Source organism: Streptomyces sp. NPDC054765 (assembly GCF_053612065.1).
This window is the reverse complement of sequence record NZ_JBSHBP010000004.1, coordinates 167,330-192,649: the sequence shown is the minus strand read 5'-3', so window position 1 is coordinate 192,649 and position 25,320 is coordinate 167,330. Positions and strand designations below refer to the sequence as shown.

Below are 25,320 nucleotides of genomic sequence, written 5' to 3'. Positions count from 1 at the left end.
TCTACCGGCCGCCCCTCGGCGGACGACCCCAACATTCCGGCGGCGGTCACCGGCCCCGTACAGCCCCCGGGTATACCGCACCGTTCATTTTCGGTTTCATTGACGAAAGCGCAGGGCACATCATGCGGTAAGGGAGGGGCGCCGCGGCTGAAGTGGCCTTATGGTCCGCAAAGGGGCCGGAGAACGCAGAGCCGGGAAACGACGAAGGGACGCCGAAGCGTCCCTTGCAGATCTTGAAGAGAGCGGTCCTCAAGCGGCTGGCGAGCAGCCCTACCGGCCCTTGGGTTGAGGTCAGGTGAGCGCGGGCTCCGCCTGGGGTACGTCGAGGTCGAGCATCGAGTCGTCGTGACGTGCGGCAGCGGACAGCATGTCGTTTTCGGCCTGCATCCGAATAAGTTCGGATTCAAGGTCTTGGACGCGCTGCTGAAGCCGTCGCATCTCGGAGAGGACTCGGGGGTCGGAGCCGCCGACGTAACCGAGAAGCGCCTTTGCCATGATGGATGGTCCTCCACAATGAGTGACCGACCGAAGCGGTGTGGGTCGTGAGGGATTCGCACCCGCGGTGCTTGTCATTCTGTGGTGTGCTCAATGCCAAACAGCTAAGGTGCGCGGGGATTCCAGAGTCTCACCAAACGGTTTGACGGTCAACACGATCACACCCCGTATCCTCGGGCACCTGAGAGTGCGCGGCCGCGAGGGCGCTGCGCCGACTCCCCAGAAAGGTCCCGCGGGGGCGTGGAGATCATCCGTACAGCGGCAGCCTTGCACGGGTCGGCCGAGTTGGCAACCACCAGGCCTTATCTCCCGTAAGCAGCTGACAAAGACGCATCCGCAAGATCACCTGTGACGGCTGTACGGACGGTTTCGGCGGCCTCGCTCAGCGGATCTCGAAGCCGTCGTAACCACCGCGGGGCGTGTCCCATATCTCAGTGACTCCGTCGACCCGTCCGGGCGTGTCTCCGGTACGGAGCCACTCCAGCAGCGCATCGCAGCGCCCCTTCGGGCCCTCGGCGACCACCTGGACGCGACCGTCACCGAGATTGACGGCAAATCCGGCGAGTTCGCCGATGCGAAGGGCGTTGGCCCGGGTGAACCAACGGAACCCGACGCCTTGGACCTGACCACGCACCCAGGCGGTCACACGGACATCTTCGTTCATGTGTGCACGTTAACCGGCCAATTGCTCAGCGGTCACTTCTGCCCCTTGCACCATGGCGTACAGTCCCCCGACAAGCGAGGCCCACTCTTACGGGTGAGCCATCTTGACGCCTGGGAAGCTCTGCGGCGGTAGCCGCTCCAGTGGAACCGGTGCTCGCACCGGGGGAAGGAAGACAGCGGATGGGCCGCCATCGACGCTCTGCTCCCCCAGCCCCCGAAGCCCCCGGCGCGGGGGCTGTTGACGCACCGACGGCCCAGGGGCCCGGCGCGTCGGCCGCGGCCAGGCGTCGCGGACACCGCGCGGCCCCGCGCCGCGGCATGGCGCCCGTCCGCACCGGACTGCTCGGCGCCTCCGCGGCGATGGCGATGGGAGCGGTGGCGGTCGCCTCCGGACTGATCCCCGGCCACGGCCAGTTCGACGAGGGAACGAGCGGCAACCCCGGTGACCGCGTCCGGGCCGGCGCGCTGCCGGAGGCCACCGGACCACTGGGCGGTGCGTCGGCGACACCGGCCGACCGTGCCACGGAAACGGCGAGCCGCGGCGCCGCCCGCCCCACCGCCCCCGGCACCGGCACCGGCCATTCCGGCTCCCCCACCGCCCCCGCCACGACGCCCGCCCCGCACCGGCCGGCCGAACCCTCCCCGGCGAAGACCGGTTCGCCGGGGACAGCCAAGCCCGCCGGCCGGCCGTCCTCGGCGGCGCCCGTACGCAGCGCGGCCCCGTCGAAGACACCCGGCACCCGGTCGTCCGCCGAGGCCCAGATCCTGTCCCTGGTCAACCAGGAGCGCGCCCAGGCCGGCTGCTCCCCCGTGACGGCGGACCGGGAATTGGCCGGTCTCGCCCGGCAATTCAGTGACGACATGGCCCGGCGCGGCTTCTTCGGCCACACCGACCCGGACGGCGACACGCCGTGGGACCGGGCACGCGCTGCGGGGATCACCGGCCTGGGCGGCGAGAACATAGCCCGCGGCCAGGCCACCGCCGAGGCCGTGATGGATTCCTGGATGAACAGCCCCGGCCACCGTGCCAACATCCTCAACTGCGAGTACAAGACCCTCGGCGTCGGCGCCCACTTCGGGCCGGGCGGCCCGTGGTGGACGCAGGACTTCGGCTTCTGAGCCGGCCCGGCACGTCCGGGTGCCGCGGCCCCCGGACGCGGGCGTCTCGTGCAGGGGACCCGCGTAGGGGACCCGGGCAGGGAGCCCACGTAGGGAACCCGCAGGGCCCGGTCCCTGGCGCACCGGCCGGACAGCGAGGTCAGACAGCGAGCGCGGCCCGGCCCGCGGCGAAGATACAGGCCTGCTCGGCGATGCGGCGGCCGAGGTGCCCGGCCGTGGCGATGTCGGCCTTGTGGACGCCTTCGGCGCCCTGGTCGTTGTCGGACTGGGCGCCAGCCCCCAGGAAGAAGCCGAGCCGGTTGAGGTCGTTCTCCGAGGCGGTGGAGGAGTTCCAGCCGGGGAGCAGGTTGAGGCCGACCCAGCTCATGCCGTGCTGGGCGGCGAGCACGGTGAAGAACTGCAGGGTGTGCAGCTTGTCCCCGCTCTTGGAGGCGGAGTTGGTGAAGCCGGCCGCGAGCTTGTCCTGCCAGGCGCGGGTCGCCCAGCGCTTGGAGGTCGCCTCGGCGAAGGTGTGGAACGCGCCGGAGGCCGTCCCCATGTAGGTCGGCGAACCGAAGACGATCGCGTCGGAGGCGTCGAGCAGCTCCCACTGGGCTTCGGTGATCCCGTCGACCTTGATCAGGTGGACGGTGGCCCCCGCCTCGGTGGCAGCGGCGCGGACCGCCTCGGCCAGCACGGCGGTGTGGCCGAAGCCGGAGTGGTACGCGACGGAGACGACGGGGGCAGGCAGGGCGGGGCTGGTCATGGCGGTTTCTCCTCAGGGTCACGGCATCCCGGGGCGGTCGGCACCCGGGAACGTCGGATGCGATGAGAGAAAGAGAAGCACTAACTTTTTGAAAGCGCAACCCGTGAGTTAGCGCTGCGCGGGAGTATGGTGTCCGCTATGGCGACCGAGAACACTGCCGAGACAGCCGACGAGCCCACCACCGGCTGTACGGACGACTTGGCCTTCGATGTCTTCGCGCGCGACTGTCCGTCCCGTGAGGCGCTCAAGCACGTCACCGACCGGTGGGGCAGCCTGACGCTGGGCGGGCTGCTGGACGGCACCTTCCGCTTCAACGAACTACGGCGCCGGGTCGAAGGAGTGAGCGAAAAGATGCTGGCCCAGACCCTGCACGCGCTGGAACGGGACGGCCTCGTCCACCGCGAGGCACAGCAGACCAACCCGCCTCGGGTGGATTACGCGCTGACACCGCTGGGCCATCAGGTCGCCCGTCAACTCCAGCTGCTGATCAGCCTGGTGGAGGAGAAGATGCCACAGGTGCTCCAGGCGCGGGAGCGCTATGACGCACGGCACGCCGCGGGCTGAACCCGCGGCCGTAGGGCCACGGCGCGCTCAGCCGCGCGGCGGCCGCTGGCAACGGGGGCAGAAGTAACTGGAGCGGTTCATCCAGGGACGGCGGCGGATCGGGGTGCCGCAGCGGCGGCAGGGTTCGTCCTCACGGCCGTAGGCGTCCAGGGAGCGGTCGAAGTAGCCGGACTCACCGTTGACGTTGACGTAGAGGCTGTCGAAGCTGGTGCCGCCGACGGCGAGCGCCGCATTCATCACGTCCCGTACGTGGCCGAGCAGTTCGGCGGTGCGGGGGCGGGTGAAGGTCGCGGTGGGCCGCTCGTAGTGGAGCTTGCTGCGCCACAGCGCCTCGTCCGCGTAGATGTTGCCGACGCCGCTGATCAGCGTCTGGTCGAGCAGCGCCCGCTTGACGGTGGTCCGGCGGCGGCGCAGCGCGTCATGGAAGGCGGCGTCGTCGAAGGAGGGGTCGAGCGGGTCGCGGGCGATATGGGCGATGACGTCGGGAAGGTGGTCGGTGTCGCCGGGGACGGTGTCGTGCAGCGAGAGGCCGCCGAAGGTGCGCTGGTCGACGAAGCGGAGTTCGGTGCCGAGGGAGTCGGCGAAGCGGAGGCGGATCCGCAGGTGCTTCTCGTCCGGGGCGTCCTGCGGCTGGACCAGCAGCTGGCCGCTCATCCCGAGGTGGGCGAGGATCGCCAGGCCGTGGGTGACGGAGGGCGTGACCCTCGGGGTGAGGCCTTCGGCGGCGGTCTGTGCGGCCGGGCCGCCGCCGGTGACCGGGAGCCAGAGGTACTTGCCGCGCCGGCACGCCACACCGAGTTGCAGGCCCTTGAGCCGGGCCGCGAAGTCGGCCGCACCGGCCGTGTGCCGGCGGATCGCGCGCGGATGCCGCACCTCGACATCGTCGACCGTACGGCCGCTGACCCAGCGCTCCAGTCCGCGGCGTACGACCTCGACCTCGGGCAACTCGGGCACGGGACTCCTCGGGACGGCTGGGGAACGACAGCCGCAGCGTACCTCTCCCCTCCGCGGCCGCCCCACGGGCCCGCCCGGTGCCCCGGCAGGAGACGCCCGCCGCCATCTCGCCCCGGTCGCACCGCAATTGGGCCGCTCCGACGGCCGAGCGGGATGCGATGGCTCACGAGGTCCGCCGAGCCGGAGCAGATGCCCGGGGAACTGCCCCACATCGCCTGTGGCGCGGGCCGGTCCGGCACCGGGGCCCGGCAAAAGAAGGACCCCCGGTGCGCCGAAGCGCAACGGGGGGTGACGGCATCGCGCCACAGGGGCGCACGCCGTACGGCTAACCGGCGGTGTCTTCTTGGGTGGTCTCGGCAGGCTCGGCGGTCTCTGCCGCCTTGTCCGCCTCGGCCACCTTGGCCGCCTCGTCCGCCGCGGCGCGGATCTCGCGCCACGCGGACTCGGCCGCCTGCTGCTCGGCTTCCTTCTTGCTGCGGCCGGTGCCGGTGCCGTACGAGACACCACCGACGCGGGCGGCAGCAGTAAAGGTCTTCTCGTGGTCCGGGCCGGTCTCGGTGACCAGGTACTCCGGAACGCCGAGACCTTCGGTCGCGGTGAGTTCCTGGAGGCTGGTCTTCCAGTCCAGGCCCGCGCCCAGGCTGGAGGACTTCTCGATGAGCGGGTCGAAGAGCCGGTGCACCAGCTCGCCGGCCGCGTCGAGGCCCTGGTCGAGATAGACGGCGCCGATCACCGCTTCAAGGGTGTCGGCGAGGATGGATGCCTTGTCCCGGCCGCCCGTGCCCTCTTCGCCCCGTCCGAGGCGGATGAAGGCGCCGAGGTCGAGGCCGCGGCCCACCTCGGCAAGCGCACGCGAGTTGACCACCGCGGCCCGGAGCTTGGCCAGCTGGCCTTCCGGGAGATCGGGGTGGATGCGGTACAGCGTGTCCGTGACCACCAGGCCGAGCACCGAATCCCCGAGGAATTCGAGCCGCTCGTTGGTGGGCAGACCGCCGTTCTCGTATGCGTACGAGCGGTGCGTCAGCGCACGCACCAGAAGGGCGGACTCGAGCTGGTACCCGAGCCGCCCTTCCAGAAGCGTGTGGGACGAGGCCGTGTCCGCCGGAGTCGGTTCATCCCCGCGTTTGCGGGAAGTCGAATCGGCGTCTTCTGCCTTTTTAGGGCTGGACACAGTGCCTGTCACCAGCCGCTCAGACCTCGAGGACCTGGCGCTTGTTGTAGGTGCCGCAGCTCGGGCACGCGATGTGCTGCTGCTTCGGCTCGTGGCAGCGCTCGCACGCCACCAGGGTGGGGACCGCAGCCTTCCACTGCGACCGGCGGTGGCGCGTGTTGCTGCGCGACATCTTCCGCTTCGGAACAGCCACGGCTACTTCTCCTGCTTCTCGTCGACGCCCACTTCGGCGCCGCCCATGTTGTCCTTCTCGCCGTCCTTGACGGTCCCGGCGAGTCCCTGCAGTGCCGCCCAACGGATGTCGACGGCGTCGTGGTGGTGGTCCGGGTCGTCCGCCAGCCGCACTCCGCAATCGGAGCACAGACCGGGGCAGTCGTCCTGGCACACCGGCTGCATCGGCAGTGCAAGCACCACCGCGTCACGCAGCACGGGTTCGAGGTCGAACAGGTCGTCCTCGAGGAAGAGGGTGTCCTCCTCGTCCTCGGCGTCGTCGCCGGCGTCCTGATGGACCCTGGCATCGGCGTCGGGGTAGGCGAACATCTCCTGGAAATCCGCGTCGAGCTCTCGCTCCAGCGGCTCCAGACACCTTACGCACTCCCCCTTGACGGTTGCACGGGCGGTACCTGTGACAAGTACCCCGTCCATGACCGACTCCAGGCGGAGGTCGAGCTCGACCGGTGCGCCCACGGGTGCACCGATGACCTCATTGCCGAGGTCCCGGGGGGCCTCGGCGGAGCGGGAGACCCTCTTGAGCGCACCGGGACGCCGGCCCAGCTCGCGCGTATCGAACACGAGAGGGGAACGGTGGTCGAGGCGGGCGTTGATGGCTTCCTGCTTTCTACGGGGTTTACGTGCCGTCCGTATTCCTGCTGTACAGGATCCGGGCAGCAGAGATCGCGGAGATACGCGCGACCGAAGAGCCAGGATACTGGACGGGCCCCGATAGGCCCAATCCGCTCCGGCTCGTCCCCCGGCCCGCGATCGGGGCCGCCTACTGGCGCCCCTCCTCGTACGCCCGGAGCTGGTCCAGGTCGATCATGCTGGTGTCGAAGAGGCTGGTCTCGTCCAGGGCACCGGGCTGCGCGGGATGCCCCTGCTGGGGCTGCTGGGGCATCTGCTGCGGGAGGTAGGCGTTCGGGTCGTAGCCCTGCTGCTGGGCCTGCTGCTGCCAGTCGTAGCCGTACGGGTCCTGGTGCTGGGCGTACGGGACCTCCTGCGGCTGCTGATAGCCGTAGACGTCCTGCTGCTGGTAGACCGCCGGGTCGGTGTAGTAGCCCGGCTCCTGGAACTGGGGCTGGAGGGGCTGCTGCTCCTGGGGCTGGGGTTGCACCTGGGGCACGGGGGGCGCCTGAGGCATCGGGGGTGCCTGGGGCGGCTGCGGCTGCTGGTCGGCACCGACGCCCGCGAGGCCGGCCAGGTATTCGGCGTCGGCCTGGTGCCCGGACTGCGGATCGCCCTGCGCCGCCAGGTGGGCGGCCAACTCGTCGATCGCCTGGGCGCCCTGGAGCTTGTCGCGGCCCCGGCCGACCGCCTCCAGCGTCTTGGTCAGCACGGCCTGGAAGGCCCCGAACTTGGCGTCCACATAGGCGTCGGCGCGCCGGCGGAGGGTCTCCGGGTCGGCGCTGCGCTCCGGGGCCTCGGTGTCCTCGTACCCCTGCTCGTCGAGCCCGGGGCCGCGGCCGAGCAGCTTCTCGCGGCCGCGGTCGACGGACCCGATGGTCTTGGTGAGCACGACCTCGAAGTTGGCGAGCTTGCTGTCGACATAGTCGTCCGCCTCGGCGCGGATCTCCTCCGCCTCCCGGCGGGCCTCGGCAAGGATGCGGTCGGCCTCGTCCTGGGACTGCCGGGCGACCTCGGTGTCGGAGATCAGCGACCCGCGCTGGGCGTGCGCGGTCTCGATGATCCGCTCCGCCTCGGCCCGCGCCTGCTCGACCATCTGCTCCCGCCCGCCGAGCAGCTCCTGCGCCTGCGCGAGGGAGCCCGGGAGCGCCGCCCGCACCTCCTCCAGCATGGCGAGCAGCTCGGCGCGGTTGACCACGCACGATGCCGACATGGGCATGGACCGGGCACCGCCGACGGTCGCGACGATGTCGTCGAGCTTCTTCTGCACGTCCACCTTGGACTCGCCACTCTCTGAGGGGTTGGAACGACGGAACGGGACGACTGTACGTCCACGAGCCCTTTACCCGACACCGGCTGACGCCCCGTCAGTCCGGCATCGGGCCGGTGCGCCCGGTGCGGTGTCAGCCCTTCTTGCGCAGGCGCTCGGTGAGGGCCTCCAGGACGAACGGCGGCACCAGATGGGAGACATCACCGCCCCAGGCGGCGACCTCCTTGACGAGGCTGGAGGAGAGGAAGCTGTAGGTGGGGTTGGTGGGGACGAAAAGGGTCTCCACTCCGGACAGGCCGTTGTTCATCTGGGCCATCTGCAGCTCGTAGTCGAAGTCGCTGACGGCCCGCAGCCCCTTGACGATCGCGGGGATGTCGCGCTGCTTGCAGAAGTCGACGAGCAGGCCGTGGAAGGCCTCGACCTCCACGTTTCCGTACTCGGCGGTGGCCCGGCGGATCAGCTCGATCCGCTCGTCGACCGTGAACAGCCCCTGCTTGGACTGGTTGATCATCACGGCGACATGGACGACGTCGTACAGCTTGGAGGCACGGGCGATGATGTCCAGGTGCCCATTGGTGATGGGGTCGAACGACCCCGGACAGACGGCGCGGCGCAACTCGGGTTCCTCGCTCTCCGATCCGGTCATGACACGCTTACTGACGTCGATTCGGCAGACGTCGAAGCGGCGCGACCGTACCAAAGCGTCCCCTCGCCGTAGCGACGGGCCTTGATCGCTGCAAAACCGTCCGGCCAGGGGAAGGCGCCGCCTCGGGTGCTGCGCTCCACGGTGACGAGTGCCTGCTCCGCAAGCCACCCCTGACCACGGAGTGTGAGCAGGATCTCGCACAGCTCCGCGTCGGTCACCGCGTAGGGCGGGTCCAGGAAGACCAGGTCGTACGGCTCGCCCGGGGCGGGTACGGCGGCGGTCTGCTCGGCCTTGCCGGCCCGGACGTCGGCTCCGGGGAGGCCGACCGCGCGGACGTTGTCCCGGATGGTGCGCACGGCGCGGGCGTCGGACTCGACCAGCAGGACGTGCGCGGCACCGCGGGAGAGCGCCTCCAGTCCGACCGCGCCGGATCCGCCGTACAGATCGAGTACCCGGGCACCGGCCAGCGGCCCGTCGAGCGACTCCCAGGTGGAGAACATGCCCTCGCGCGCACGGTCGGAGGTCGGGCGGGTGCCGTTTCCCGGGGGTACGGCCAGGCGGCGGCCGCCGGCCGTACCGGCGATCACGCGGGTCATGGGCCCGTCCTTACGTTGCGCGTGGTCGGTGTGGTGAGCGGGAGCCGGGCAGGCTCGCCGCTCCTCCACGATATTCCGTCGGCCGGCCCCGGGCGTCCGGCCGGGGCGCTCCGAAGGCGCACGGCGCGGTGATCGATCTCACGTGACGGGGGCGCATGAAGGCATGGCGGACCCCGGACCTCGCCGGCCCCTCGTCGGTCGCGCCCCGGCGGGACGTGGCCCGCGCTCAGCCCGGACGCGGCCCGGCACTCAGCCCTTGTCCAGATACTGCTCCCGTTCCTCGTCCAGCAGAGCGGACAGGGCGATCCGCAGCTCGGGGTATCCGGTCAGCTCGGGATCGGCGGTGACCAGCGCGGTGGCCTCCGCACGGGCGGCCGCGATCACCTCCTCGTCGTCGATGACCGCGAGCATCCGCAGCGAGGAGCGGACGCCGGACTGCGCCTGCCCGAGGACATCGCCCTCGCGCCGCTGTTCCAGGTCGATACGGGAGAGTGCGAAGCCGTCGAGGGTGCCGGCCACGGCCGCGAGCCGGGCGCGGGCCGGGCTGGCCTCGGGCATCTCGCTGACCAGCAGACACAGGCCGGGCGCAGCGCCACGGCCGACCCGTCCGCGCAGCTGGTGCAGCTGGGAGACGCCGAAGCGGTCGGCGTCCATGATCACCATGGCGGTGGCATTGGGGACGTTCACCCCGACCTCGATGACCGTCGTCGCGACCAGCACATCCAGCTCGCCGGCGGCGAAGGAGCGCATCACGTCGTCCTTGTCGTCCGGCGCCATCCGGCCGTGGAGCACCGCCACCCGCAGCCCGGCGAGCGGCCCGTCGGTGAGCTGCCCGGCGATGTCGAGGACCGCGAGCGGTGGCCGCTTCTCCTCCGCTTCCTCCGGTGAACTCGCCTTGGCCGCCGCGGCCTTGGAACCCGCCGCCTGCTTCGCCCCCTTGGGCGCGTCCTCCTCGTCGCCGATCCGCGGGCACACCACATAGCCCTGATGCCCGGCCTCCACCTCTTCGCGGACCCGCTCCCAGGCGCGCGCGAGGAAGTGGGGCTTGTCCTTGGCGGGCACCACATGGGTGGCGATCGGCGAGCGTCCGGCGGGGAGTTGGTCCAGGACGGAGGTCTCCAGATCGCCGAAGACGGTCATGGCGACCGTGCGCGGAATGGGGGTCGCCGTCATGACCAGGAGATGCGGCGTTTGCTTTTCCCGCTGGGAGTGCCCCTTGCCCCGCAGCGCGTCGCGCTGCTCGACACCGAAGCGGTGCTGTTCGTCGACGACGACCAGGCCCAGGTCGTGGAACTGCACCTTGTCCTCGATCAGGGCGTGGGTGCCGACGACGATCCCGGCCTCGCCGGTGACCAGATCGAGCAGCGCCTGCCGGCGGGCGGCGGCGCCCATGGAGCCGGTCAGCAGCACCACTTTGGTGCCGCGCTCCGCGCCGCCGAGCATTCCGCCCTCGGCCAGCTCCCCCATCATCTCGGTGATCGAGCGGTGGTGCTGCTGGGCGAGGACCTCGGTCGGCGCGAGCATCGCGGCCTGGCCGCCGCTGTCGACCACGCCGAGCATGGCGCGCAGCGCGACCATCGTGTTGTGGGTGACGGTGAAGTGGTCGGTCACATAGGCGTGGCCGGGGTGCCGGACGCTGATGCACTGGACGGGCTTGCGGCCGGCGTACTCGATGGCACGGATGGTGCGCCGGAAGCCGGTGCCGTCCTCCGGACGGGCGGCGGCCCCGCGCGTCACCGCACGCGCGAGGGCCTTCTCGCGGAAGGGCGGATACGCGTCCGGCAACACCAGGGAGACGTCGTAGGCGCCGTCGTGCACCGGGTGGAGCGTGGCACGGCCCCCCAAGGAGCGCACCAGCCAGGCGAGGTCACCGGCCAGTGGGCCGGCTGCCGCGCGGTACACCGAGGCAGCCCCCGCGGGTCTCCCGCCGGCATCCATCAGCCCCTGCACCACGGCCAGCCGGTCCTTGAGGGGGGCGTTGCGGTACGCGGCCGGTACCCGGTCCGCCGGGCGGTCACCGCTGTTGCCGGCCAGCGCCCTCCCCACCCCGTAGGGATCGAGCGGCCGGGCCTCACCGCCCTCCAGGTCCACCGGGGTGGCCGCCGGGATGGACCACTTGGGCCGGCCGTCGGCGGTCAGCAGATCGCCCCGCAGCTCACGCGTCGTCCGTACCTGCTCATCCGTACCGCCGCTCCCGACGATCCACAGATGCTCGTCATCGCACTCGACGGCGCTCCCATCCGAGAGCACCAGCCGCCACACCTCCCGCTCGCCCTGCGGGAACACTCCGTCCACCACGGCGAGCTCACCGCTGGGCACCACGACCTCGGTGCCGACGGTCATCTCCCCCATGGGGCAAAAGCCGCGCGGCGTCAGCACCAGCGCATCGAGCGGCTGGGCCTTGCCGGAGCCCACCTCACCCTGCAGGAGGCGGTGCATGGGGTGCTCGGTCGCCAGGTCGTCGAAGATCTCCCGGCTGACCTTCCGCTGGCCGTCGGTGAGCGTGAAGGGCAGCTTGGCGTCGAAGGCGTCGAGGATGCCGTCCTGGGGCACGGTCCGGGCCACCGCGGGGAGCTGGGTCTCGGCGAGGCGGCGGCGGGCGAGCGCGACCTGCAGGACGAACGCCTCGTCCCACTTCAGCCGGTCCCGTGCGGCGGCGATATCGGCCTTGCCCGCCGGACGGTGGATCTTGAGCAGCGCCTCGGTGAGCGGGACCAGTTCCCGGCCCTCCCGGAGCGCTTCGGGGAGCGGGTCGACGGCGTCCGGCGCGCTGGGCAGCACCGCGTCGACCGCCTTGGCGATCTTCCAGGACGCCATCTGCTGGCAGGCCGGGTAGATCGGCAGGAGCTGGCCGGCGAAGGCGCTGACCGCATCGGCCCCGTCGTCGGCGTCACCGTCGAGGAGTGCGTATTCGGGGTGGGCGAGCTGGAGTTTGCGGGCGAAGACGGACACCTTGCCGGCGAACATCGCGCGGCGTCCCGGGAGCAGGTCCTTGTGCGGCTTGTGGATGCCCTTGCCGAAGAAGACCAGCCGGAGCCGGCCGCTGCCGTCGGTGAGCGTCACTTCGAGGCGCTGGCCCCGGCCGCCGTTGAATTTCAGCACCCGGGCGTCCGCGACCTGCGCGACGACCGTGACATGTTCGTCCAGCGGGAGGTCTGCGAGCCGGGTCAGTTCGCCGCGCTCGGCATAGCGGCGCGGATAGTGGTGCAACAGATCGCCGACCGTATGCAGGCCGAGTTGCTCGGCCAGCACCTTCGCGGTGGTGCCACCGAGGATCTTCTTCAGGGGTTCGTCGAGCGCTGCCACGCATCTATTGCACACCACACCTGTGACAATCGGGGCGCGCTCACCGGCCCGGCGCGCGCAGAGGGGCCCTCAGCTCTCACTCCACGCCGATGAGCAGCGGCGCAGCATGCTGGCCGCCCTCGTAGACGACCGTGTCCACGGCGAGATGGCGCTCGCGGACGAACCCCTCCAGCCGCTCGGCGAGCCCGTCGGGCGCCTCCGCGCCGAGGACCAGGGTGACCATCTCCCCGCCCGCGGACAGCATCCGGTCGAGCACGGTCATCGCGGTCCCGGTGAGATCGGAGCCGATCACCGCGACATCGCCGTCGATCAGGCCGAGGACGTCCCCGGCCTGGCAGACGCCGGCCATCGTCCACGACTGCCGCTCGGCGCGGGCCAGCTCGGCGTAGCGGGTGGCGCCCGCGGCCGCGGTCATCGCGACCACGTCCTCGTCGAAGCTGCGGTCCGGTTCGTGCACGGCCAGCGCCGCGATGCCCTGGACCGCGGAGCGGGTGGGGATGAGCGCGACCCGTACGCCTTCGGTGCGGGCCTGTTCGGCGGCGGCCGCCGCAGTGTGCCGCAGGTCGTGGTCGTTGGGCAGCAGCATCACCTCACGGGCGTGCGCCTGCCGGATCGCCTGCACCAGTTCACCGCTGGCGGGCGGCTCCCCGGGACGTACGGGGACGGGGGTCGCGCCGGCCTCCGCGCACAGTGCGGCCAGCCCGGCACCCGGCACCACCGCGACCACGGCCCGCGCCGTCATCGCCGGTTCCTTGGCGCGGGCACCGCCGAAGTGCGTGATGCGGATCCGGTACGGGCGGCCGGCCTCGATACCGGCCTCCACGGCGGCGCCCGCGTCGTCGGCGTGGACATGGACGTTCCACAGACCGTCCCCGCCGACCACCACCAGGCAGTCGCCGAGCCCGTCGAGCCGGGTCCGCAGCCGCGCCACAGCGGGGTCGTCGGCCTCCAGCAGGTAGAGCACCTCGAAGGCGGGCCCGTCCGGGGCTCCGGAGCCGTTCGCCGCCATCCGGCCCGCGACGTCGCAGCCGGCGGCCTCGGGGAGGGGGGCGTCGGCCCGTACGGCGACCGGTGCCACCGAGACCTCCCCGGACAGGACATCGGCGAGCGCGCCCAGCAGCGCGACGAGCCCGCAGCCGCCGGCGTCCACGACCCCGGCCCTGCCCAGTACCTCAAGCTGCCCGGGTGTCGCCTGCAGCGCGCTCCGGGCGCCGTCGTGAGCGGCGCGGGCGACCTCGGCGGCCCCGGCGGCTTCGTGCGCGGCCCGCTCCGCGGCGTCGGCGGCGGCGGTCGCCACCGTCAGGACGGTGCCCTCCACGGGGTGGGCGACGGCCTCGTACGTCGAGGCGGCGGCCCGGCGCAGCGCCCGGCCCAGGGCGTCGCCGGAGCCGTCGGCGGCGGCCAGCACCTCCGTCATCCCGCGCAGCAGCTGCGCCAGGATCGTGCCGGAGTTGCCGCGCGCCCCGATGAGGGCGCCGTGCGCCATGGCCCCGATCGCGTCGGCGAGGCGGGGCGCGGTGCCGGCCGAGGCGTGCCCGTCGAAGGCGGCCTCGACCGCGCGGGTGGCCGATTCGAGGGTCAGATAGAGGTTGGTGCCGGTGTCGCCGTCGGCCACCGGGTAGACGTTGATCGCGTCGATCCGCTCGCGTTCCCGGCCGAGCGCCTCCAGTGCCAGCCCGCACCAGGAGCGGACCGCGGCGGCGTCGAGCGGGTACGGCACGTCGTCCTCCTGGGTGGCGGGATGCACCGCACAGTAGCCGCGGTGCGGGGGCGGGGCCGGGGCGGGGCCCCGGGCGTGCGTGGTAGTTTCGTTCTACGGGAGCGGTCGTTGTATGCTGCTCCGGTTGCCCGATGAAGATCGGGCCATTCCTCTCCTGACGGTGCCGGTAGGGCAATGCACTCGGCTCGTCGGGATTTCACCGTAAGTGCATCTGAAGTCTTTGGAGTGACCCGTGGCTGCCAACTGCGACGTCTGCGGCAAGGGGCCGGGCTTCGGCAAGAGTGTCTCGCACTCGCATCGCCGTACCAACCGTCGTTGGAACCCCAACATCCAGACGGTGCGTGCAGTGATCGGGCGCACGCCGAAGCGGCTGAACGCCTGCACCTCGTGCATCAAGGCCGGCAAGGTCTCGCGCTGACGTCATAGCCGTAGCGCAGCCCAGCCGGTTGCTTGTGAAGCCGGTCCACCCTCGTGGTGGGCCGGCTTCTGCCGTTCCCGGGGCCGGGCGCCCGCGGCTGCCGCGCCCGGCCCCGGGACGGCCGCGGCGCCACGGTGCCCGTGCGGTCAGCGCTCGTACGGTCAGTGGCTCGTACGGTCAGTGGCTCGTACGGTCAGTGGCTCGTACGGTCAGTGGCTCGTACGGTCAGTGCTCGTGGCGCCGGCGCCAGCCGTGGTCCACGGGGCCGATGCCGGCGCCCAGCCGGAAGCCGGCCGCGAGGGCGCCGGTGACATAGTCCTTGGCCGCCGCGGTGGCCTGCGGGACGGTGTCCCCCTTGGCGAGCTGGGCGGCGAGCGCGCTGGCGAGGGTGCAGCCGGTGCCGTGGGTGTGCCGGTTGTCGTGCCGGGGGGCGCGCAGCCAGTGTTCCTCGGTGCCGTCGGTGAGCAGATCGACGGCGCTGTCGCCGGGCCCGGCCGTCAGATGGCCGCCCTTGATCAGCGCCCAACGCGGCCCGAAGTCCAGGATTGCGGCGGCCGCCCGTCGCATGTCGGCCTCCTCCCCGACCCGGATACCGGTCAGCTGGGCGACCTCGTCCAGGTTGGGGGTGGCGACGGTGGCCGTCGGCAGCAGCGCGCCGCGGACCGCGTCCAGGGCGGTGGCGGCCAGCAGTGCGTCACCGTGCTTGGAGACCCCTACGGGATCGATCACGACCGGGACCCGCAGCCCGGCGAGCAGTTCGGCGACGGTTTCGACGATTTCGGCCGAGGAGAGCATCCCGGTCTTCACCGCCTGCACGCCGATGTCGTCGACGACGCTGCGGAACTGGGCCCGTACAGCCTCGGCCGGCAGCTCCCACGCGCCCTGTACGCCCAGGGAGTTCTGGGCGGTGACGGCGGTGACCACGCTCATGCCGTGGGTGCCGAGCGCCAGCATCGTCTTCAGGTCGGCCTGGATGCCCGCGCCGCCGCCGGAGTCGGATCCGGCGACGGTCAGGACGCGTGGAGGTATGTGCATACCGCCGAATCTACTCGGCGGCACCCGGCGGAGCTGCGGGCGCCCGTGACCGGCGTCGCCTGTGACCCGTACGGGACGTGTGCCCCTACGGGACCTGTTCGGCGTCCCCGTTGTCGCCGAAGTGGTCCCAGCCGGCCTTCGCCCAGGGGGCGCCGTCCACCGTCACCTGGGGCAGCGCGGAGGGGTTGAGGACCTCGCCGATGACCTTCCACCGGGCGGGCAGCTTCACATCGGGCGGGAAGGTGGCCACGATCGCGTGGTCCTCGCCGCCGTTGAGCACCCACTGCATCGGGTCCACGCCGACGGCCGTGCCGATGTCGGACATCTGCGAGGGGATGTCGATCCCGGCGGACCGCAGATCGATCCGGACCTTACTGGCCTCGGCGATGTGCCCGAGGTCGGCGACCAGCCCGTCGCTGACGTCCGTCATGGCGGTGGCGCCGAGCCCGGCGGCCGCGGGGCCCGCGTGGTACGGGGGCTCGGGGCGGCGGTGGGCCTCCACGAAGGCGCGCGGCGAGCGGAAGCCGCGGGAGAGGACGGCGTGCCCGGCTGCGGACCAGCCGAGCCAGCCGGTCACCGCGACCACATCGCCGGGCTGGGCGCCGGCCCGGGTGACCGGCTCCTGGTTGCGCAGGTCGCCGAGCGCGGTGATGGCGACGGTGATGGTGTCGCCGCGTACGACGTCCCCGCCGACGACGGCGGCACCGGCCACCTGGCACTCGTCGCGCAGCCCGTCCATCAGCTCGGTCGGCCAGGTCGCGGGGAGCTCGGCGGGCACGACCAGGCCCAGCAGGATCGCGGTGGGGACCGCGCCCATCGCCGCGATGTCGGCGAGGTTCTGTGCGGCGGCCTTGCGGCCGACGTCGTAGGCGGTGGACCAGTCGCGCCTGAAGTGCCGGCCCTCCAGGAGGATGTCGGTGCTGGCGACCACCCTCCGGTCCGGCGCGGTGACCACCGCGGCGTCGTCACCCGGCCCGATCCGTACGGCCGGAGTGGTGGTGAGCCGGGAGGTGAGCTCCCTGATCAGCCCGAACTCCCCCAGCTCGCCCACGGTGCCCTTCATGCTGTTGCCCTTCCCATGTGTACGGACGGTCCGTACGTGGCTGACGACTGTGCCGTACTTGCCGTGTTCACCGCGCGGGTCTCCCCGCTCCCCTCGGTGACGCGGTACCGTGGCGTCCCTTCTTCCCACATGATCCTCGTAGCCGCCCTGGAGGTTCCGTGGTACAGGCTTACATCCTGATCCAGACCGAGGTCGGCAAGGCCTCGGCGGTAGCTGAGATGATCTCCGCGATCCATGGTGTGCTGCAGGCCGAGGACGTGACCGGTCCCTATGACGTCATCGTGCGCGCGCAGGCCGGCACCGTCGATGAGCTGGGTCGCATGGTGGTCGCCAAGGTCCAGCAAGTGGAAGGCATCACGCGCACCCTTACCTGCCCGGTCGTCCATCTCTAGGTCCCCCGTATCCTCGGCCGGGTGATCTCTACGCGCCGCCGGTACCTGGCCCTTCCGGTGCTCACCGTGCTGTTCGCCGCGGTGAGCTGTTCCTCGTCCGAAGACGTGGCCGTTCCCTCTCCCACAGGTGAGGCGGCGCGGCACTGCACGGCGCTCCACAAGGAGTTGCCGCAGACCGTGGACGGGCTGAAGCGGGGTACTCCCGAGCCCGTTTCCGACTTCACTGCCATATGGGGCGATCCTGCCGTGAAACTGCGCTGCGGGGTACCGAAGCCCGACGTCCTGACGTACGGGAGTGAACATTACAACCCCAACCCCGACGCGGCGGAAGTCAACGGGGTGGAATGGCTCTTCGAGAAGCAGGACGACGGCTATCGCTTCACGACGGTGCTGCGGAAGGCCTTCGTGGAGGTGACCGTGCCCCGGAAATACGCGCCCGAGGTCAATGTGCTCACCGACCTCGGGAGCGCCGTGCAGAAGACCGATCCCGTAGGGGTCTAGGGCCGGTCCCCCTCAAAGGGCGGACCGGCCACCGGGGGGCGGCGGTGGTCAGCGCAGTCCCGTGGAACGCCGCAGCGCGGCCTGCAGGAGCCGGTCGATCAGCTCCGGGTAGCTCACACCGCTCTCCTGCCACATCCGCGGGTACATCGAGATGGGCGTGAATCCGGGGAGCGTGTTGATCTCGTTGATCACGAACTCGCCGTTGTCCTGCAGGAAGAAGTCCGCGCGCACCAGGCCCTCGCAGGACGCCGCCTCGAAGGCCGCGACGGCCAGCTCCTGGACCTTCGCGGTCTGCCCGTCGCTCAGCGGCGCCGGCACGATCCCGTCGGCCGAGTCGATGTACTTGGCCTCGAAGTCGTAGAAGTCGTGCGCGGTGACGGGCGGGATCTCGGCCGGCACGCTGGCCCGCGGGCCGTCCTCGAACTCCAGCACCCCGCACTCGATCTCGCGGCCGCGCAGCAGCGACTCCACGAGGATCTTGGGGTCGTGCCGACGGGCCTCCTCGATCGCCTCGTCCAGGCCGGCGAGGCCGTCGACCTTGGTGATGCCCATGGAGGAACCGGCCCGCGCGGGCTTCACGAAGAGCGGCCAGCCGTGCTCGCCGGCGAAGTCCACGATCTTCCTGCGGGCGGCTGCAGGATCCTTTTCCCACTCACGCGGGCGGATGACCTCGTACGGGCCGACCGGCAGCCCGAAGGAGGCGAAGACCCGCTTCATGTAGTCCTTGTCCTGGCCGACGGCCGAGGACAGAACGCCCGAGCCGACGTAGGGCACACCGGACAGCTCCAGCAGGCCCTGCAGGGTGCCGTCCTCGCCGTAGGGGCCGTGCAGCACGGGGAAGACCACATCGACCTCGCCCAGCGCCTTGGGCACCGAGCCCGGTTCGCTGTAGACGACCTCGCGGTTGGTGGGGTCGACGGGCAGCACCACGCCGCCCTCGGTGGACTCGGCGAGCTGGCTCACGGTGGGCAGCTGCCGGTCCGTGATGGCCATCCGCTCGGGGTCGTCGGCGGTGAGCGCCCAGCGGCCGTCGGTGGTGATGCCGATGGGCAGCACGTCGTACGTGTCGCGGTCGATGGCGCGCAGCACGGCGCCGGCCGTGAGCACGGAGATCGCGTGCTCGGAGCTGCGGCCGCCGAACACGACGGCGACGCGGGGCTTGTGTGGGGAGGTCTCGCTGCTCATATCGGGTTGAGGGTACCTGCTGACCGGCGCGGAGTCAGTGCTGCGGCGGCCGTTGGTGGCGTCGCGCCGACGCCCGCCGGGGTGGCGCGGGCGGCGGGCCGCCGGCGGCTCGACGCCGGCCGGATACTTATGCTCCGGTTTCAGTGCCGTTCGGACTTGGCGCTGCGCGACATCAGCTCCTTGAGGGCGACCAGCGGCGGCTTGCCCTCGTGGACGATCTCCACGACCGTCTCGGTGAGCGGCATGTCGACGCCGTGCCGGCGGGCCAGATCCCGTACGGATTCGCAGGACTTGACGCCCTCGGCGGTCTGCTTGGTGACCGCGATGGTCTCCTGGAGCGTCATTCCGCGGCCGAGGTTGGTGCCGAAGGTGTTGTTGCGCGACAGCGGCGAGGAGCAGGTGGCGACGAGGTCGCCCATGCCGGCCAGACCGGCGAAGGTGTGCGCGTCGGCGCCCATGGCGAGGCCGAGCCGGGTGGTCTCGGCCAGACCGCGGGTGATCAGGGAGGCCTTGGCGTTGTCGCCCAGGCCCATGCCGGTGACGATGCCGACGGCGAGCGCGATGACGTTCTTGACCGCGCCGCCCAGTTCACAGCCCACCACGTCGGTGTTGGTGTACGGGCGGAAGTACGCGGTGTGGCAGGCGGCCTGGAACCGCTGGGCGACCGCCTCGTCGGCGCACGCGACGACGGCCGCGGCGGGCTGGCGGGCGGCGATCTCCTTGGCGAGGTTGGGGCCGGTCAGCACCGCGACCCGCTCCGCCGGCACCTTGGCGACCTCCTCGATGACCTCGCTCATGCGCTTGGCCGTGCCCAGTTCGACGCCCTTCATCAGGGAGACCAGGACCGTGCCGTCGGGCAGCAGGGGCGCCCATTCGGCGAGATTGCCGCGCAGCGTCTGGGCGGGCACGGCCAGCACCGCGAACTCCGCGCCGCGCGCCGCCTCAGCCGGGTCGGTGGTGGCCCGTACGGACGCGGGGAGCTCGACCCCCGGCAGATAGTCAGGGTTCGTACGGCCGTTGTTGATGGCGTCGACCAGGGCCGTCCGGCGCCCCCACAGGGTCACCTCGCATCCCGCGTCGGCGAGCACCATCGCGAAGGCGGTACCCCAGGACCCCGTGCCGTAGACGGCGCAGCGCGTCACTTGCTTTCATCCTCCTGTGCCTGCTGGGTGCTTCGGGCCTGCTGCGGGCCGACGGCCGGTTCGGCGGCGGCGGCCGGTTCGGCGGGGGCCGTGGCCGCGGTGGCGGCCTGGGCGGCCCTGGCGGCTTCCCGGGTGGCGCGGCGCTCCCGGGCGACCGCCCTGCGCCAGTCGTACGGTTCGGACGGCGCGGGCTCGCCGCGGACGGCGGCCAGCTGCTCGGTGATCGCGGTCATGATGACCTCGGTGACGGCCCGCAGCACCTCGGCGGTCGGTTCCTGGTCGTAGTAGGCGCTCAGGTCGACCGGCGGCCCCGCCTGCACCCGCAGCGTCTTGCGCGGGAGGAGACGGAGCTTCTTTTCCTTGGCGTACGGCGGCATGGCGTCATTGGCGCCCCACTGCCCGACGGGAATGACCGGCGCCCTGGTCAGCAATGCCACCCGGGCGGCGCCGGTCTTGCCCTGCATGGGCCACAGCTCGGGGTCGCGGGTGAGGGTGCCCTCGGGGTAGAAGGCGACACATTCGCCCTTCTCGATGGCGCTGACGGCGGCGCGGAACGCGGTCGCGGCGTCGGTGGTTTCCCGGTAGACGGGGATCTGTCCGGTGCCGCGCATCATCAGGCCGACAAAGCCGCTCTTGAAGAGTCCGGCCTTGGCGAGGAATCGGGGAACCCGCCCGGTGTTGTACTGATAGTGCGCATAGGAGAGCGGATCAAGATACGAGTTGTGGTTGACCGCGGTGATAAATCCGCCGTCGGCCGGAATGTGCTCCATTCCCTGCCAGTCCCGCTTGAACAGAACCAGGAGCGGCGGTTTGCAGATGACCGCGGCCAAGCGGTACCAGAAGCCGATTCTGCGGCGGGACACTGGGACACCCTCCTTGTGGGACCTGCAAAGCTGCTGCGGGCCGGCAGCCGCACAAGTGTCGCCCCAGGTACCCGCTATGTCGAGGACACCGTAACCCCGACGCTCCCGGAGGGCGGCGGCAGCAGGTGAGAATGGCGCCGATGCGAAGAGACGGAGCGGATGTGGGCTGGAGCCTGGTGGTGCCGCTGAAGCCGCTGGTGCGGGCCAAGAGCAGGCTCTCCCGGGCCGCCGGTGAGGAGTTCCGGCCCAGACTGGCCCTCGCCTTCGCCCTGGACACCGTCGCAGCGGCGCTGGCCTGCAAGGACGTCCGGGATGTGGCGGTTGTCACGGATGACCGGCTGGCCGGCGAGCGGCTGGCGGCGCTGGGAGCGCGCATCGTGCCCGACACACCGGCCGCGGGGCTCAACGCGGCACTGGCCCATGGCGCGGACGCCGTCCGGGCGCGCCGCCCCCACGCGGCGGTCGCCGCGCTGAACGCCGACCTTCCGGCGCTGCGCCCCGCCGAACTGGAACTGGTGCTCCATTCCGCTTCGCTATTTCCCCGTGCATTTCTCGCGGATGCCGCGGATATCGGGACAACACTTCTGACCGCGACTTCCGGAGTGGAATTGGAACCGGCATTCGGAAGTGCGTCGCGGGCCCGTCACCTGGCATCCGGGGCGCGGGAGATCATCACGCCCGGGGTGCCCTCGGTGCGCCGGGACGTGGACACCGGCGAGGATCTGCTGGCCGCGCTGGCGCTGGGCGTGGGCCCGCACACGGCACTCCAGGCGCCGCGTCTGACGGGTGGCGCGGGGGTGACGGCGGGTGGTGCGACGGCTCCGGCGGGTGATGCGGCGGCTCCGGCGGGTGGCGAGGCAACGGGGCCCGACGCGCCGGACGGCTCACCACGACTGCTGCCGCCGCAGGTCAGAGCGTCTGGAGCGTGATCAGGGCGATATGCCGGCCGTCCCCTTCGCCGGTGACCTCGATACGGACCCGCTGGCCGGGCCGCAGCAGCAGCAGACCACCGGCGTCGAAGGCCGGCGCGTCAAAGGGCAGCGGGGTGCCGTCGTCCAGCAGCACACTGCCGGAGCGGGTCTCGGAGTCGTATGTATACGCGGTGGCCTGCATGGGAGAGAGCCTAGACGAGCAGGTCCCCGGCGCCTTCGCCCGCCCGTAGGGGCCCGTGGCGTCGGGTGGGTCCCGAAAGCGGCGCCGGCGGTGGGCCCCGAACGCACCGCGGGCCGGGCTCCCCGAAGGGAGACCGGCCCGACGCATGGCGTCGCCGCTGCTGAATTACCGCTTGCGCGCGGTGGTCTTCTTGGCGGTGGTCTTCCGTGCGGTGGCCTTCTTCGCGGGGGCCTTCTTCGCCGTCGCCTTCTTCGCGGGGGCGGTCTTCTTCGCCGTGGCCTTCTTGGCGGTGGCCTTCTTGGCCGTGGTGGTCTTCTTCGCCGCGGACTTCGTGGCGGTGGCCTTCTTGGCCGTGGTGGTCTTCTTCGCCGCGGACTTCGTGGCGGTGGCCTTCTTCGCCGTCGTCTTCTTCGCGGCGGCCTTCTTCGCCGTGGCCTTCTTCGCCGTCGCCTTCTTGGCCGCGGCCTTCTTGATGGCGGTGCCACCGGAGAGGCTGCCCTTGGGCGCCTTCTTCACGGAGACCTCTCCGCCCTTGGGGAGCTTCTTCGAGCCGCTCACCAGGTCCTTGAACCCCTGACCGGCGCGGAAGCGCGGCACCGAGGTCTTCTTGACCCGTACGCGCTCACCCGTCTGCGGGTTGCGGGCATAGCGGGCCGGACGGTCGACCTTCTCGAACGAGCCGAATCCGGTGACCGAAACGCGGTCGCCGGAGACAACTGAACGGACGATTGCGTCCAGTACGGCGTCCACCGCGTCCGCGGCGTTCTGGCGGCCGCCGAGCTTGTCGGCAATGGCTTCTACGAGCTGCGCCTTGTTCACGTCTTCCCCTTCGGAGACATTGCTGGAACGAAAGTTTCCAAGCTTTTTCGCACGTTAGGCAGATATATACCGCAAATCAAACACGAAACGGGCTAATCACCCTTGTGCCGCAACGAACTCGACCTTCACGGACTTCCGTCGGCACGCGCATCTTCGGGATAACGACCTTCGTCGAGGTCTTCCATGAACCACTCCAGACGCCTTGCCGCGTCCGCAAGATCGTGTTTAGCCGCGGCCGTGATGACGAGCAGCTTCCGGGTCAGCGCCATCCGTACGCCCTCCGGGACTTGCAGTGTGCGCACTCTTGTATGTGCGTCCTTGAGCCGGTCGGCGACGAGACCGTAGAGCTCGAGTTGGTCGTCGCGTTCCATGCGCTAATTGTGCCATCTGCGCCGAGTTGTCGCTTCACGGGGCCTCAACAGTCGCCTTGACACGCAGATGCGCCCCCTGCCAACTGCACAGGGGGCGCATCGTACGCAATATAGCTTTGAGCCATAAAACCCGAGGTCAGACCTCGATAGTACGCGGCTTGAACGACGGCCTGTTCGCCTCGTAGTCCACGATGGACGACTCCTCCCGAAGGGTGAGGCTGATGTCGTCCAGCCCTTCCAGCAGGCGCCAACGGGCGTTCTCGTCCAGCTCGAAGTCGGCGGTCACACCCTCGGCGCGTACCTGCCTGCCGACCAGGTCGACCGTCACCTCGGCGGCCGGATCGGCCTCCAGCAGCTGCTGGAGCCGGTCCACGGTCTCCTGCGGCAGGACCACCGTCAGCAGGCCGTTCTTGAGGGAGTTGCCGCGGAAGATGTCCGCGAACCGCGAGGAGATGACGGCCTTGAAGCCGTAGTTCTGCAGCGCCCAGACGGCGTGTTCGCGCGAGGACCCGGTACCGAAGTCGGGGCCGGCGACCAGCACCGTGGCGCCCTGGTACCGCTCCTGGTTGAGGACGAACTCCCCGTCCTTGCGCCAGGCCTCGAACAGCCCGTCCTCGAAGCCGTCGCGGGTGACCTTCTTCAGCCAGTGAGCAGGGATGATCTGGTCGGTGTCGACATTGCTGCGGCGCAGCGGGACGGCCCGGCCGGTGTGGGTGGTGAAAGCTTCCATGGTTCAGACTCCCGCGGGCGTGGCGACATCGGCAGCGGACAGATCGGCCGGTGAGGCCAGATGGCCGAGAACCGCCGTTGCGGCGGCGACCTGCGGCGAGACCAGATGCGTACGGCCGCCCTTGCCCTGCCGCCCCTCGAAGTTGCGGTTGGAGGTGGACGCGGAGCGCTCACCGGGCGCCAGCTGGTCGGGGTTCATACCCAGACACATCGAGCAGCCCGCATGCCGCCATTCGGCGCCCGCCGCGGTGAAGACCTTGTCCAGCCCCTCGGCGACGGCCTCCAGGGAGACCCGGACCGAGCCGGGGACGATCAGCATCCGTACGCCGTCGGCGACCTTGCGGCCCTCCAGGACCGAGGCCGCGGAGCGCAGGTCCTCGATCCGGCCGTTGGTGCACGAACCTACGAAGACCGTGTCCACGCCGATCTCGCGCAGCGGCTGACCCGCCGTCAATCCCATGTACTCCAGGGCCTTTTCGGCGGCGAAGCGCTCCGAGGCGTCCTCGTACGAAGCCGGGTCGGGGACGCTGGCCGAAAGCGGCGCACCCTGGCCGGGGTTGGTGCCCCAGGTGACGAACGGCGCCAGTGCGGAGGCGTCGATGTGCACCTCGGCGTCGAAGACCGCGTCGTCGTCGGTGCGCAGCGTCTTCCAGTACGCGACCGCGGCATCCCAGTCCTCGCCCCGGGGGGCGTGGTCGCGCCCCTGCAGGTAGTCGAAGGTGGTGTTGTCGGGGGCGATCATGCCCGCCCGCGCGCCCGCCTCGATGGACATGTTGCAGATGGTCATCCGGGCTTCCATCGACAGTTTCTCGATGGCCTGGCCGCGGTATTCCAGAACGTAGCCCTGGCCGCCGCCGGTGCCGATCCTGGCGATGATCGCCAGGATGAGGTCCTTGGCCGTCACATCCTCGGGCAGCTCGCCGTCGATGGTGATCGCCATGGTCTTGAACGGCGCCAGGGGCAGCGTCTGGGTGGCCAGGACGTGCTCGACCTGGCTGGTGCCGATACCGAACGCCAGCGCGCCGAAGGCTCCGTGGGTGGAGGTGTGACTGTCGCCGCAGACCACGGTGGTACCGGGCTGGGTCAGTCCCAACTGCGGTCCCACGACGTGGACAACGCCCTGCTCGACATCGCCCAGCGGGTGCAGCCGGACGCCGAACTCGGCACAGTTCTTGCGCAGCGTCTCCAGCTGGGTGCGCGAGACCGGGTCGGCGATCGGCTTGTCGATGTCGAGGGTCGGGGTGTTGTGGTCCTCGGTGGCGATGGTCAGGTCCGTGCGGCGCACCTGGCGGCCGGCCTTGCGGAGGCCGTCGAACGCCTGCGGGCTGGTGACCTCGTGCAGCAGGTGCAGATCGATGAAGAGGAGGTCGGGCTCGCCTTCCGCGCGCCGGACGACATGGTCGTCCCAGACCTTCTCCGCGAGTGTCCGTCCCATCGCTTTCCCTCCGGCCGGCCACAGTGCCGGCCTTTCTCGTCTGTGCGCGATGCCCGCAGAAATCCCCTTGCCGGGCCGTACGCCGGGCCCTGGTCGAGGGCCACACCTACAGATTGACGACTTCCCCGGAAAATTGAACTTGCGTTTCACAGTGTGAGACGCGAG

At 70.9% G+C, this 25,320-nt stretch carries 28 protein-coding genes; 6 read left to right on the top strand and 22 right to left on the bottom strand.

Going from position 1 to position 25,320, the window contains the following annotated elements:
- Nucleotides 1-291: 291 nt before the first annotated feature.
- On the bottom strand, nucleotides 292-495 hold the full coding sequence (locus tag ACWGJY_RS04885; RefSeq protein WP_030084672.1) for a hypothetical protein: 204 nt from the start codon (nucleotides 493-495) through the stop codon (nucleotides 292-294).
- 382 nt (nucleotides 496-877) lie between these two features.
- Complete coding sequence (locus ACWGJY_RS04880; RefSeq protein WP_453259366.1) at nucleotides 878-1,159, bottom strand: acylphosphatase; 282 nt, start codon at nucleotides 1,157-1,159, stop codon at nucleotides 878-880.
- A gap of 179 nt (nucleotides 1,160-1,338) precedes the next feature.
- Here ACWGJY_RS04880 and ACWGJY_RS04875 point away from each other — a divergent pair, with 179 nt between their 5' ends.
- On the top strand, nucleotides 1,339-2,277 hold the full coding sequence (locus ACWGJY_RS04875; protein WP_453259365.1) for a CAP domain-containing protein: 939 nt from the start codon (nucleotides 1,339-1,341) through the stop codon (nucleotides 2,275-2,277).
- 139 nt (nucleotides 2,278-2,416) lie between these two features.
- Here ACWGJY_RS04875 and ACWGJY_RS04870 read toward each other — a convergent pair whose 3' ends face one another.
- Nucleotides 2,417-3,007 (bottom strand): flavodoxin family protein, encoded by a 591-nt coding sequence (locus tag ACWGJY_RS04870; protein WP_453259395.1) that lies wholly within the window; start codon nucleotides 3,005-3,007, stop codon nucleotides 2,417-2,419.
- 153 nt (nucleotides 3,008-3,160) lie between these two features.
- Here ACWGJY_RS04870 and ACWGJY_RS04865 point away from each other — a divergent pair, with 153 nt between their 5' ends.
- The gene (locus ACWGJY_RS04865) at nucleotides 3,161-3,586 is read left to right on the top strand and encodes a winged helix-turn-helix transcriptional regulator (RefSeq protein WP_453259364.1); all 426 of its coding nucleotides are present in this window, start codon (nucleotides 3,161-3,163) and stop codon (nucleotides 3,584-3,586) included.
- A 27-nt stretch (nucleotides 3,587-3,613) separates the two neighbouring features.
- On the opposite strand, the gene mutM is transcribed toward ACWGJY_RS04865, so the two are convergent.
- From mutM to ACWGJY_RS04820, 9 genes are all read right to left on the bottom strand, one after another.
- Nucleotides 3,614-4,540, bottom strand: coding sequence for a bifunctional DNA-formamidopyrimidine glycosylase/DNA-(apurinic or apyrimidinic site) lyase (mutM, locus tag ACWGJY_RS04860; RefSeq protein WP_453259363.1), 927 nt, complete (start codon nucleotides 4,538-4,540; stop codon nucleotides 3,614-3,616).
- Nucleotides 4,541-4,865: 325 nt separating this feature from the next.
- Nucleotides 4,866-5,723, bottom strand: a complete 858-nt coding sequence (gene rnc, locus ACWGJY_RS04855) for a ribonuclease III (protein ID WP_453259362.1) — start codon at nucleotides 5,721-5,723, stop codon at nucleotides 4,866-4,868.
- A 7-nt stretch (nucleotides 5,724-5,730) separates the two neighbouring features.
- Nucleotides 5,731-5,904 carry a 50S ribosomal protein L32 gene (gene rpmF / locus ACWGJY_RS04850; RefSeq protein ID WP_003951102.1) on the bottom strand — a complete coding sequence of 58 codons (174 nt, stop codon included), beginning with the start codon at nucleotides 5,902-5,904 and terminating at the stop codon, nucleotides 5,731-5,733.
- A 2-nt stretch (nucleotides 5,905-5,906) separates the two neighbouring features.
- Nucleotides 5,907-6,503 carry a YceD family protein gene (locus ACWGJY_RS04845; RefSeq protein ID WP_453259361.1) on the bottom strand — a complete coding sequence of 199 codons (597 nt, stop codon included), beginning with the start codon at nucleotides 6,501-6,503 and terminating at the stop codon, nucleotides 5,907-5,909.
- 199 nt (nucleotides 6,504-6,702) lie between these two features.
- The gene (locus ACWGJY_RS04840; RefSeq protein ID WP_453259360.1) at nucleotides 6,703-7,827 is read right to left on the bottom strand and encodes a cell division initiation protein; all 1,125 of its coding nucleotides are present in this window, start codon (nucleotides 7,825-7,827) and stop codon (nucleotides 6,703-6,705) included.
- A gap of 127 nt (nucleotides 7,828-7,954) precedes the next feature.
- On the bottom strand, nucleotides 7,955-8,437 hold the full coding sequence (gene coaD, locus ACWGJY_RS04835; protein WP_453259394.1) for a pantetheine-phosphate adenylyltransferase: 483 nt from the start codon (nucleotides 8,435-8,437) through the stop codon (nucleotides 7,955-7,957).
- 26 nt (nucleotides 8,438-8,463) lie between these two features.
- Nucleotides 8,464-9,063, bottom strand: coding sequence for a 16S rRNA (guanine(966)-N(2))-methyltransferase RsmD (gene rsmD, locus ACWGJY_RS04830; protein ID WP_453259359.1), 600 nt, complete (start codon nucleotides 9,061-9,063; stop codon nucleotides 8,464-8,466).
- A 249-nt stretch (nucleotides 9,064-9,312) separates the two neighbouring features.
- Entirely contained in the window at nucleotides 9,313-12,369 is a 3,057-nt protein-coding gene (locus ACWGJY_RS04825) for a helicase-related protein (RefSeq protein WP_453259358.1), read from the bottom strand.
- 76 nt (nucleotides 12,370-12,445) lie between these two features.
- A complete protein-coding gene (locus ACWGJY_RS04820) occupies nucleotides 12,446-14,089 on the bottom strand; it encodes a DAK2 domain-containing protein (RefSeq protein ID WP_453259357.1) in 1,644 nt (547 codons plus the stop codon).
- Nucleotides 14,090-14,321: 232 nt separating this feature from the next.
- Here ACWGJY_RS04820 and rpmB point away from each other — a divergent pair, with 232 nt between their 5' ends.
- Entirely contained in the window at nucleotides 14,322-14,507 is a 186-nt protein-coding gene (gene rpmB / locus ACWGJY_RS04815) for a 50S ribosomal protein L28 (RefSeq protein WP_018087178.1), read from the top strand.
- Between the two features lie 225 nt (nucleotides 14,508-14,732).
- Here the strand turns inward: rpmB and thiD are convergent, their stop codons facing one another.
- Entirely contained in the window at nucleotides 14,733-15,542 is an 810-nt protein-coding gene (thiD, locus tag ACWGJY_RS04810) for a bifunctional hydroxymethylpyrimidine kinase/phosphomethylpyrimidine kinase (RefSeq protein WP_453259356.1), read from the bottom strand.
- 85 nt (nucleotides 15,543-15,627) lie between these two features.
- Nucleotides 15,628-16,605, bottom strand: coding sequence for a thiamine-phosphate kinase (locus tag ACWGJY_RS04805; RefSeq protein ID WP_359455460.1), 978 nt, complete (start codon nucleotides 16,603-16,605; stop codon nucleotides 15,628-15,630).
- Nucleotides 16,606-16,763: 158 nt separating this feature from the next.
- Here ACWGJY_RS04805 and ACWGJY_RS04800 point away from each other — a divergent pair, with 158 nt between their 5' ends.
- Entirely contained in the window at nucleotides 16,764-16,997 is a 234-nt protein-coding gene (locus tag ACWGJY_RS04800; protein ID WP_453259355.1) for an Lrp/AsnC ligand binding domain-containing protein, read from the top strand.
- Between the two features lie 21 nt (nucleotides 16,998-17,018).
- The gene (locus ACWGJY_RS04795) at nucleotides 17,019-17,498 is read left to right on the top strand and encodes a DUF3515 domain-containing protein (RefSeq protein WP_453259354.1); all 480 of its coding nucleotides are present in this window, start codon (nucleotides 17,019-17,021) and stop codon (nucleotides 17,496-17,498) included.
- Between the two features lie 48 nt (nucleotides 17,499-17,546).
- Here ACWGJY_RS04795 and ACWGJY_RS04790 read toward each other — a convergent pair whose 3' ends face one another.
- The 3 genes from ACWGJY_RS04790 to ACWGJY_RS04780 form a co-directional block, all read right to left on the bottom strand.
- The gene (locus ACWGJY_RS04790; RefSeq protein ID WP_453259353.1) at nucleotides 17,547-18,683 is read right to left on the bottom strand and encodes a D-alanine--D-alanine ligase family protein; all 1,137 of its coding nucleotides are present in this window, start codon (nucleotides 18,681-18,683) and stop codon (nucleotides 17,547-17,549) included.
- A gap of 140 nt (nucleotides 18,684-18,823) precedes the next feature.
- Complete coding sequence (locus ACWGJY_RS04785) at nucleotides 18,824-19,825, bottom strand: NAD(P)H-dependent glycerol-3-phosphate dehydrogenase (RefSeq protein WP_453259352.1); 1,002 nt, start codon at nucleotides 19,823-19,825, stop codon at nucleotides 18,824-18,826.
- Nucleotides 19,822-20,688: a lysophospholipid acyltransferase family protein gene (locus ACWGJY_RS04780; RefSeq protein WP_453259351.1), complete on the bottom strand. Its 867-nt coding sequence runs from the start codon at nucleotides 20,686-20,688 to the stop codon at nucleotides 19,822-19,824. The genes ACWGJY_RS04785 and ACWGJY_RS04780 overlap by 4 nt, the downstream gene beginning before the upstream one ends.
- A gap of 131 nt (nucleotides 20,689-20,819) precedes the next feature.
- On the opposite strand from ACWGJY_RS04780, the gene cofC reads away from it, so the two are divergent.
- Nucleotides 20,820-21,617: a 2-phospho-L-lactate guanylyltransferase gene (cofC, locus tag ACWGJY_RS04775; protein ID WP_453259350.1), complete on the top strand. Its 798-nt coding sequence runs from the start codon at nucleotides 20,820-20,822 to the stop codon at nucleotides 21,615-21,617.
- On the opposite strand, the gene ACWGJY_RS04770 is transcribed toward cofC, so the two are convergent.
- The 5 genes from ACWGJY_RS04770 to leuC form a co-directional block, all read right to left on the bottom strand.
- The gene (locus ACWGJY_RS04770; RefSeq protein ID WP_453259349.1) at nucleotides 21,598-21,801 is read right to left on the bottom strand and encodes a hypothetical protein; all 204 of its coding nucleotides are present in this window, start codon (nucleotides 21,799-21,801) and stop codon (nucleotides 21,598-21,600) included. The genes cofC and ACWGJY_RS04770 overlap by 20 nt on opposite strands.
- Before the next feature lie 165 nt (nucleotides 21,802-21,966).
- Nucleotides 21,967-22,620, bottom strand: coding sequence for an HU family DNA-binding protein (locus tag ACWGJY_RS04765; RefSeq protein WP_453259348.1), 654 nt, complete (start codon nucleotides 22,618-22,620; stop codon nucleotides 21,967-21,969).
- 125 nt (nucleotides 22,621-22,745) lie between these two features.
- The gene (locus ACWGJY_RS04760) at nucleotides 22,746-22,991 is read right to left on the bottom strand and encodes an SCO5555 family protein (RefSeq protein WP_453259347.1); all 246 of its coding nucleotides are present in this window, start codon (nucleotides 22,989-22,991) and stop codon (nucleotides 22,746-22,748) included.
- 136 nt (nucleotides 22,992-23,127) lie between these two features.
- On the bottom strand, nucleotides 23,128-23,721 hold the full coding sequence (gene leuD / locus ACWGJY_RS04755; RefSeq protein ID WP_453259346.1) for a 3-isopropylmalate dehydratase small subunit: 594 nt from the start codon (nucleotides 23,719-23,721) through the stop codon (nucleotides 23,128-23,130).
- 3 nt (nucleotides 23,722-23,724) lie between these two features.
- Nucleotides 23,725-25,155: a 3-isopropylmalate dehydratase large subunit gene (gene leuC / locus ACWGJY_RS04750; RefSeq protein WP_453259345.1), complete on the bottom strand. Its 1,431-nt coding sequence runs from the start codon at nucleotides 25,153-25,155 to the stop codon at nucleotides 23,725-23,727.
- Nucleotides 25,156-25,320: the final 165 nt, after the last annotated feature.

Bases quoted from the DNA above. Each gene is read 5' to 3' on its own strand.
- ACWGJY_RS04885 (WP_030084672.1), bottom strand. From the start codon at position 495: ATGGCAAAGGCGCTTCTCGGTTACGTCGGCGGCTCCGACCCCCGAGTC.
- ACWGJY_RS04880 (WP_453259366.1), bottom strand. From the start codon at position 1,159: ATGAACGAAGATGTCCGTGTGACCGCCTGGGTGCGTGGTCAGGTCCAA.
- ACWGJY_RS04875 (WP_453259365.1), top strand. From the start codon at position 1,339: ATGGGCCGCCATCGACGCTCTGCTCCCCCAGCCCCCGAAGCCCCCGGC.
- ACWGJY_RS04865 (WP_453259364.1), top strand. From the start codon at position 3,161: ATGGCGACCGAGAACACTGCCGAGACAGCCGACGAGCCCACCACCGGC.
- rsmD (WP_453259359.1), bottom strand. From the start codon at position 9,063: ATGACCCGCGTGATCGCCGGTACGGCCGGCGGCCGCCGCCTGGCCGTA.
- thiD (WP_453259356.1), bottom strand. From the start codon at position 15,542: ATGCACATACCTCCACGCGTCCTGACCGTCGCCGGATCCGACTCCGGC.
- ACWGJY_RS04805 (WP_359455460.1), bottom strand. From the start codon at position 16,605: ATGAAGGGCACCGTGGGCGAGCTGGGGGAGTTCGGGCTGATCAGGGAG.
- ACWGJY_RS04790 (WP_453259353.1), bottom strand. From the start codon at position 18,683: ATGAGCAGCGAGACCTCCCCACACAAGCCCCGCGTCGCCGTCGTGTTC.
- cofC (WP_453259350.1), top strand. From the start codon at position 20,820: ATGGCGCCGATGCGAAGAGACGGAGCGGATGTGGGCTGGAGCCTGGTG.
- ACWGJY_RS04770 (WP_453259349.1), bottom strand. From the start codon at position 21,801: ATGCAGGCCACCGCGTATACATACGACTCCGAGACCCGCTCCGGCAGT.
- ACWGJY_RS04760 (WP_453259347.1), bottom strand. From the start codon at position 22,991: ATGGAACGCGACGACCAACTCGAGCTCTACGGTCTCGTCGCCGACCGG.
- leuD (WP_453259346.1), bottom strand. From the start codon at position 23,721: ATGGAAGCTTTCACCACCCACACCGGCCGGGCCGTCCCGCTGCGCCGC.
- leuC (WP_453259345.1), bottom strand. From the start codon at position 25,155: ATGGGACGGACACTCGCGGAGAAGGTCTGGGACGACCATGTCGTCCGG.